The 6,718-nt window shown below is 71.3% G+C and carries 4 protein-coding genes; all 4 read right to left on the bottom strand.

Features of this window, described 5'->3' with window-relative positions; genetic code table 11:
* The coding region (locus TA90_RS10845; protein ID WP_043536390.1) for an ABC transporter permease at nt 1-1,109 on the bottom strand (1,109 nt) is incomplete at its 3' end.
* Nucleotides 1,109-2,029: an ABC transporter ATP-binding protein gene (locus TA90_RS10840; protein WP_043536388.1), complete on the bottom strand. Its 921-nt coding sequence runs from the start codon at nt 2,027-2,029 to the stop codon at nt 1,109-1,111. The genes TA90_RS10845 and TA90_RS10840, both read right to left, overlap by 1 nt.
* Nucleotides 2,030-2,078: 49 nt before the next feature.
* Entirely contained in the window at nt 2,079-2,762 is a 684-nt protein-coding gene (locus TA90_RS10835; RefSeq protein WP_074015383.1) for a TetR/AcrR family transcriptional regulator, read from the bottom strand.
* Nucleotides 2,763-2,943: 181 nt separating this feature from the next.
* Nucleotides 2,944-6,216: an isoleucine--tRNA ligase gene (gene ileS / locus TA90_RS10830; RefSeq protein WP_043536387.1), complete on the bottom strand. Its 3,273-nt coding sequence runs from the start codon at nt 6,214-6,216 to the stop codon at nt 2,944-2,946.
* Nucleotides 6,217-6,718: the final 502 nt, after the last annotated feature.

Genomic DNA, 6,718 nt, shown 5'->3' with positions numbered 1-6,718 from the left:
AAGACGGCCACGAGGAGCGCGAGCAGGCGCACCACCACCGCCGTCAGTGCCTCGGCCCCCGTGCCCCCCAGGCGCTGGGCGACCTCGGGGGATGCGTCGCGCAGGAGGTCCTGCATCGAGGAGATGACGGACCCGAGCACCAGGCCCGCGAGCACCACCGTGACCGTCCACCCCAGGAGGGCACCACGGCCCAGGCGCAGGGAGAGGCCCGCCGGGGTCGCCCACCGGCGCGGGGCCCCGGGACGGCCGGCGCGATCGGGCAGGAGGCCCGACCCGTGGTCCCTGCGCTCCTCCAGCACCGTCGCCAGGGCGAGCAGCGCGAGTGCCAGGGCGAGCTGCAGGGCGAGGGGCCACCACCGTTCCCGGCCCCAGGGACGTGTCTCCTCACCCCACCCGATGGGTGAGGCCCACGTGGCTCCCCCTCCCCCGAGGTCTCCGGTCATGCGCAGGAGGTAGGCCACACCCACGAGGGCGCAGCCCAGGGCGTTCGCCCCGCGTGCGGAGGAGGCGACCTGTCCGGCCACGGCCGACAGGCCCAGGGCCACCAGTCCCACCCCGGTGACGGAGAGACCCAGGAGCCAGGAGCCGCTGTGACCGGTCCCGGCCGGGTCCAGGCCGACCAGGACGGCGACCACGGAGGCCCCCGCACCGGCGAACACGCACAGGAGGGCGACCACCGCCCAGGTGGCCACCGAGGAGGCGTGGATGCCCAGCACCCGCGAGCGCAGGAGCTCGCTGCGGCCGGCGGCCTCGTCGGCCCGACCGTTGCGGGTGACCAGGAGGACCACGCCGAAGGCGAGGCCCAGGGCCAGCGTCATCCAGATCTTCGTCCACACCGCCCCGCCGAGCGTGGCGGGATCAGCCGCCTCGCCGGTGATGGCCCGCATGCCGGCCGAGGAGGACAGCGCCGCGAAGTCGTCCAGGGCGCGCTGGGTCGTGAAGGTCCGGCGGTAGTAGAGGCCCACGTAGCCGAGCAACCCGACGACGTAGGCGAACCAGGCCAGGAGTCGGCCCCAGTTGCGTCGCAGGACGACGGTGACCATCGTCGGGGTGCCGGCGAGCGGACGCAGTGGGCGCCGTGACCCGGGTGTCAGCACGGTCGCCGCCATCACTGCCTCCCCTCGGGGTCCGTGGGGTGGGTGCCGTAGTGGCGCAGGAAGATCTCCTCGAGGGTGGGTGGGTTCGCCTCGAGGGAGTGCGGTCCGAGTTCCGCCAGACGTGCGAGGACCTCCGGGAGGTCCGCGTCGTCGACGAAGAAGCCGGCACGCTTCCCCTCCACCGAGAGGTCGTGCACCTGGGGGAGGTGCGCGAGGTTCCCCGGGTCCCCCTCCAGGGTGACGGTGACCTCGGTGCGGGTGAGGTGGCGCAGCTGGGCGAGCGTCCCGGCCTCGACCGTGACCCCGTCCTTGACGATCGTCACACGCTCGGCGAGCCTCTCGACCTCGGCGAAGATGTGACTCGACAGGAGGACGGAGCACCCCCGTCCCACGGCCTCCCGCACGGCATCCGTGAAGGTCTCCTCCATCAGGGGGTCGAGACCGGAGGTCGGCTCGTCGAGGACGAGCAGTTCGGCGTCCGAGGCGAGGGCGGCCACCAGCGCCACCTTCTGCCGGTTGCCCTTGGAGTAGGTCCGTGCACGCTTGGTGGGGTCCAGCTGGAAACGCTCGAGCATCTCCTCCTTGCGACGGGGGTCGAGGGGCCCCGACAGCCGGCAGAGGATGTCGATGGCCTCACCTCCGGTGAGGTCGGGCCACAGGGTGACGTCGCCGGGGACGTAGGCGAGGTGGCGGTGGAGGTCCACGGCATCGCGCCAGGGATCGCCCCCGAGCAGGGTCGCCGTCCCGGAGTCCGCCCGCAGGAGACCCAGCAGGATACGGATGGTCGTCGACTTCCCGGCCCCGTTGGGGCCGAGGAAGCCCGTCACCTGTCCGCGGGGGACCTCGAGGTCGAGCCCACGCAGGGCGTGGACCCGTCCGAAGGACTTCGTCAGGTTCCTGACGAGGATGGCACTGTCGGTACCACTGGTCATGGCAGTTCCTTGGGTGGGGGGAACCGGGCAGTGGCCCGGTGTCCCGTGTTCAGGAGCCGGACTGCGACGGCGCGTCGGACGGGTCCCCCGACCCCTGCAGGTACTGCTCCAACATGTCCGAGGAGGTGAGGAAACCCTCGGAGTAGAGCTCGAGGAGGGGCAGGACGAGGTCGCCGGACCTGTCGAACAGGCCGGCGAGGAAGTCCTCGGGGGTGGTCCAGGAGGTGGTGAGGAAATCGACGAGGATGGCACCGAGCATCTCGCGGGCGTGGAAGCGCGCCCGGGAGACCTCGTCGCGTGAGGGGCGGATGAGCCCGGCACTCTCGTAGTCCGCGAGGACGGCGGCGACCTGTTCGGTGAACTGGTCGAGGAAGACGCCTGCGGCCCGTCCCCCGGCCGAGACGGCCCGCAGGACGTAGACGGACATCACGGCCTCGTCGTGGGTGACGGTGGCGGCGAGCCGCGAGAACCCGCCGGGCAGGAGGCCGATGGCACCGATCTTCGTGGAGCGGTACCGGCGCAGGACCTCCGCGTCGCACTCCCGGCGCAGGTTGGCCTTGGAGGAGAAGTGGTGCGTGATGAGCGCCGGGGAGACCCCAGCCCGTGAGGCGATGTCCCGGAACGAGGCGCGGAACCCGCTCTGCGCGAAGCACTCGATCGCTGCGTCACGGATCTGCGCGCGCGCCGTCAGGTCGGCGGTGCGACGATCCGACGGCACGGGCGCTGTATGCATGTACAGGATGCTATACGCATGACCAGTGGTTGTCACCCGCTACCCGTGCGCCACCCGGGACACACGGTCCTGCCACGGGCCGGGACGGGTGTGGGGACCGGGATGACCCCGGTCCCCACATGTCGTGCCCGCCCTCGTCAGGCGCCGTGCCCGCCCTCGTCAGGCGCCGTGCCCGCCCTCGTCAGGCGCCGTGCCGTGCCACCGACACCGTCAGTTCCGGTGCCTCGACCACCGACAGGTCCAGCGCGAGGGTCTCGTGGCAGATCATCCCCGAGAAGGCTTCGACGTCCGCGAGGTGCCCGGCCGGCACCCCGAGCGAGAGGTCGATGCGGTCGGCGATGTGGAGCCCGGCCGACTTGCGCTCGTCCTGGACCGCACGGACGACGTCACGGGCGTAACCCTCGGCCAGCAGCTCGGGGCTCAGCACCGTGTCGAGGACGACGAAGGCACCCGAGGCGAGCACGCTCGCCACCTGCCCCTCGGCGGCGTCGATCTTCGTGGTGGCCTCGAACTGGTCCCCGGTCAGCACGACCGGCGCGCCCTCGACCTCGACACCGGGGAAGGTCACCGAGGTGCCGTCCGCGGAGAGCTGCCACTCCCCCGACTTCTGCGCCTTGAACAGCGCCGAGGTCGCCCGGCGCACCGCAGGGTCGAAGGCCCTCGGGTTCAGGGAGAGTGCCGTGTGCACGGCCAGCCCTGACTCCTCGGGAGTCGCGAGGAGGACCTCCTTGACGTTGACCTCCGAGGCGATGAGCGCCACGAAGGGCTCGAGTGCCCGGGCCCGCGGGGAGACGACCTCGAGGCGGGACAGGGGCTGGCGCACCCGCAGGGAGTTCCCCTTGCGCAGGGCGTGCGCGGCCGAGACGACGTCGCGGGCCTCGTCCATGGCGGCGACGAGGGCCGGGTCCGCCACGGTGTCGGGGAGCTCCGGCCAGAGCACCAGGTGCACGGACTCCCCGTCCGTCAGGCCGCGCCACATCTCCTCGGTGACCAGCGGCAGGAGGGGGGCCGCCACCTCGCACAGCGTGACCAGCGGGGTCCACAGGGTGTCGAAGGCCCGGGGGTCCTCGTCCCAGAAGCGCTGGCGTTGGGTGCGCACGTACCAGTTGGTGAGCATGTCGAGGTACTGGCGCACCGCGTCACAGGCGGCACCGACCTCGTACCCGTCGAGATCGGCCCGGACCTGCCGTGCCAGGTCGCGGGTGTGGGCGAGCAGGTAGCGGTCCATGACGTCGAGGGAGGCGACCACCCCCGGGTCCTCCAGGTCCAGGCGCCGGGCCAGGTACCCCTGTCCCTGCGCCGCCGCCCCGGAGTAGAGCGCGAAGAAGTAGTAGGTGTTCCACAGGGGCAGGAGCACCTGTCGCACGGTGTCGCGGATCCCGTCCTCCGTCACGATGAGGTTCCCACCGCGCACGACCGGGGAACTCATGAGGAACCAGCGCATGGCGTCGGACCCGTACTCGTCGAAGACACGCGCGGGGTCGGGGTAGTTGCGCAGCGACTTGCTCATCTTGCGCCCGTCGTCGCCCAGGACGATCCCGTGCGAGACGCAGTGGGTGAATGCCGGACGGTCGAAGAGGGCGGTGGCGAGCACGTGCATGTTGTAGAACCAGCCGCGCGTCTGGCCGATGTACTCGACGATGAAGTCCCCCGGGTAGTGGTGCTCGAACCACTCGCGGTTCTCGAAGGGGTAGTGGACCTGCGCGTAGGGCATCGAGCCGGAGTCGAACCAGGTGTCGAGGACCTCGGGGACGCGCCGCATCTTCGAGCGCCCGGTCGGGTCATCGGGGTTGGGACGCACGAGCTCGTCGATGGCGGGACGGTGGAGGTCGACGTTGCCCGCCGCATCGGTGGGGACACGTCCGAAGTCGCGTTCCATCTCCGCGAGGGACCCGTAGACGTCCACGCGCGGGTGGGCGGGGTCGTCCGACACCCACACGGGGATCGGGGAGCCCCAGAAGCGGTTGCGCGAGATCGCCCAGTCGCGCGCCCCGGCCAGCCAGTTGCCGAAGATGCCGTCCTTGATGTGCTCCGGCACCCAGGTGATCTGCTGGTTCAGCTCGACCATGCGCTCACGGAAGGCCGTGACCCGGACGAACCAGGAGCTCACCGCCTTGTAGATGAGCGGCTGGCGGCACCTCCAGCAGTGCGGGTAGGAGTGGGTGTAGGAGGCCTGGCGCACGAGCACCGCCCGGTGGTCGGGGTCGGTGTGGGCGAGGTCCCCGGTCCCCTCGCGCAGGTCGGCGATGACGAGGCGGTTCGCGTCGAAGACCTGCACGCCCTCGTAGTCGGGCACCTCGGAGGTGAAGCGCCCACGGTCGTCGACCGGGACCACGGGCTGGATGCCGGCCGCCTGGCAGGCGGACATGTCGTCCTCGCCGAAGGCCGGGGCGATGTGGACGAGGCCGGTGCCGTCCTCGGTGGTGACGAAGTCCCCGGGGATGACCGTCCAGGCGTTCGGCCCGGGTGCCTCACCCTCGGAACGGCGCCGGGGGGTGTCGAAGTAGTCGAAGATCGGCGTGTAGCGGCGGCCGACCAGGTCCGAGCCGGGGTACTCGGCGAGGACCTCGGGCTCCTGGCCCAGTTCCTTGGCGTAGGAGGACAGGAGTGCACGGGCGATGACGACGCGCTCCCCCTCCAGGGGTCCCTCGGTGGGGCGGACGGTGACGTAGTCGATCCCGGGTCCCACCGCGATGGCGAGGTTGGAGGGCAGCGTCCAGGGGGTCGTCGTCCAGATGAGGGCGAGTTCGCCGGACTCCAGGCGCAGGCCGACGGTGACCGTCTGGTCGGTGCGGTCCTGGTAGACGTCGTCGTCCATCTTGAGCTCGTGGGCGGCCAGGGGCGTCTCGTCGTTCCAGCAGTAGGGCAGGACACGGAAGCCCTGGTAGACCAGGCCCTTGTCGTAGAGCGTCCTGAACGCCCAGATCACCGACTCCATGTAGGTCGGGTCGAGCGTCTTGTAGTCGTGCTCGAAGTCGACCCAGCGGGCCTGGCGGGTGACGTACTCCTGCCACTCCCGGGTGTACTTGAGCACCCCCGAGCGTGCGGCGTCGTTGAAGGCGCGGATGCCGATCCCGCCCTCACCCTCGATCTGGGACTTGTCGGTGATCCCCAGTGCCCGCTCGGCCTCCAGCTCGGCGGGCAGCCCGTGGGTGTCCCACCCGAAGCGGCGCTCGACGTGACGTCCCTGCATCGTCTGGTAGCGACCCACCACGTCCTTGACGTACCCGGTGAGGAGGTGCCCGTAGTGGGGCAGTCCGTTGGCGAAGGGGGGACCGTCGTAGAAGACGAACTCATTGTCCCCGTTGCGACCTGCCGGTCGTTCCTCGACGGACTTGCGGAAGGTGTCGTCGGCCGCCCAGTAGGCCAGCGTCTCCTCCTCCATGTGGGGGAAGGACGCGTTCGCCTCGACCTCGGTGTCCCGGTGGCGGGGGTAGAACCCGTGCTTGGTCATGGTGTCCTCGGTGTCGTCTCCAGTACTGCCCAGTCCAGGGACGACCCCCGGCGACGCCGGGACCCGCGGTACCACCCCGCTTGGTGCACTCGCGTGCACCCGCTTCGTTGGGGCTGTGTCGGGCCCGCCCGTCCGGGTCTAGTGGGGTGACCGGTGGCCGGCCGCCCTGTTCTTCCGGAGACTCCCCGGTGATGCCCCGCGTGGTGTCGCCACCTGCGGGCCGGATCGACGTCGCCGTCCATGGTAGCCGATCGCGCCGCTGCGGTGTCCGGCGGTCCGCTCAGCGCTCGCCACTCCCCTCCCCATCCACCTCCGTGGTCCCTTCGTGGCCTGCGGGTCCGTCGTGGACCGCAGGCTCCCCTGTTCGGGTGGTCGCCCCGGGACCCGGTCCACCGGGACCGGGCGCGGGAGCCGCGGCGTCCGCCCGCACATGGTCTGGTCCGGGGCCCTCCGCCCCCGCCGGAGCGGCGTCACGGGCCCGGCGCGCCCCCTTCCCCGGGAC

This window comes from Actinomyces polynesiensis (assembly GCF_000820725.1).
GTDB lineage: Bacteria > Actinomycetota > Actinomycetes > Actinomycetales > Actinomycetaceae > Pauljensenia > Pauljensenia polynesiensis.
The sequence above is the reverse complement of the archived record's forward strand: the minus strand, read 5'-3'. Positions and strand labels throughout refer to the sequence as shown.

Coding starts and splice junctions, on each gene's coding strand:
- TA90_RS10840 (WP_043536388.1), bottom strand. CDS start 2,029: ATGACCAGTGGTACCGACAGTGCCATCCTCGTCAGGAACCTGACGAAG.
- TA90_RS10835 (WP_074015383.1), bottom strand. CDS start 2,762: ATGCATACAGCGCCCGTGCCGTCGGATCGTCGCACCGCCGACCTGACG.
- ileS (WP_043536387.1), bottom strand. CDS start 6,216: ATGACCAAGCACGGGTTCTACCCCCGCCACCGGGACACCGAGGTCGAG.